The sequence below is a fragment of the Vibrio sp. 1069 genome, assembly GCF_033340555.1.
Genome location: NZ_JAWOWP010000705.1, coordinates 1 through 574 on the forward strand (window position 1 = coordinate 1; position 574 = coordinate 574).

General features: G+C 40.8%; 1 pseudogene. It reads left to right on the forward strand.

The annotated features are described in order from the left end of the window. Positions 1-294 precede the first annotated feature (294 nt). Positions 295-574, forward strand: a pseudogene (locus R7040_RS28585) (AI-2E family transporter); the annotation flags it as partial.

Below are 574 nucleotides of genomic sequence, written 5' to 3' on the forward strand. Positions count from 1 at the left end.
TTATTGCCAGTTCAAAATTACCAAGACAGCTAACACGCCTAGAACAATGCCAAACCACGGAATACGTTTGGTTTTCTTCTCAGGTTTACATTTCTTATCGCCGTTACAACAACCCATTTTTCATCTCTTGATTGATAACCATCTGATTTGTAGTCATTATAACAAGGTCATTTACCCCTTCCCAATTCAGCTGTGTCATAAGGCTGAAAGGAAAGCCGGTGCAAAGTAATAAAGGTTTCGCGCTGATATCAACGCGAGCCATTGTAAACGTCATCCGTAAGTTGGATTTATCTCATGCCAAACAACGTAAAAATCACGTCGAGTCATCGTGTATTAATGATCGCTCTACTCGCCGCTGCTTTTGCTTGCTATTTATTGGTCGAGCCTTACATCAATTCGATCGTAATGGCTTTCATTATCTCACTGCTTATGTTTCCTGTGCATGAGTGGTTTGAGCGTAAAATGCCAAAACACAAAAATTCGGCATCGCTGCTCACGTGCGTAGTTTTGACCTTCATTATTGTCATTCCACTACTGTTTGTGTTTGCTGCAATTGTTCAACAAGGCTCTGTTT